The organism is Rhizobium sp. 01T444, assembly GCF_056398305.1.
Window position 1 is genome coordinate 1 of record NZ_JBFTPD010000263.1, and the last position, 614, is coordinate 614.

Genomic DNA, 614 nt, shown 5'->3' on the forward strand with positions numbered 1-614 from the left:
CGTTGGTACTGTGCATCGTGCAGCGCATATTGCCGGCGCACCTGTTCGTCGAGCTTCTTCTCGCCGCTGCTGAAGCTGAGCACCAGGAAGATGGCTGCGAGGATCAGCGCGAGCGTCCAGGCCAGGGTACTTGCACGGATTCGGATCTTGTTCATGTCATGGCGACGTCTGAGCCCCATGCCGCGGTCTTGCGAGTCCAGAGGGGGCTGGAAAGTGTGCCTTCCGGAAGGACGTCCTGAACAACCCCGAGTCCGTCAGAGCGGGTAGGACAAGGCCGCCTGCGATGCCGTCAGACACGCGATGAAGCAGAAAGCCTACCCGCCGCGGCGGGTCTCGACGTAGCCTTGGTTCTTCTTTATAGGGGTCCCTCATGCAACGCGTTGCCCGCTTCTGGTTTCCCGCCGCGATCGGCGTCGTCCTGCTGCTTCTGGGCCTGGCGCTGGTGGGGGCGGGGATCTGGCTGGTGGTGATCGGCGGCTCGGCGTACTACGTGGTGGCGGGTGTGCTGATGGCGTTGACGGCCGGCCTGCTGATGCGTCGCTCGCGGGCGGCCTATGGCGTCTATGCGCTGCTGCTGGCCGGCTCCCTGGCGTGGGCGCTGTGGGAAGTGGGGC

Annotated in this window: 1 protein-coding gene; it reads left to right on the top strand. The window is 65.3% G+C overall.

Annotated features, from left to right (window positions below):
* Positions 1 to 370: 370 nt before the first annotated feature.
* A partial coding sequence (locus AC1DTN_RS38350) for a hypothetical protein (RefSeq protein WP_477925419.1) occupies positions 371 to 614 on the top strand: 244 nt, incomplete at its 3' end.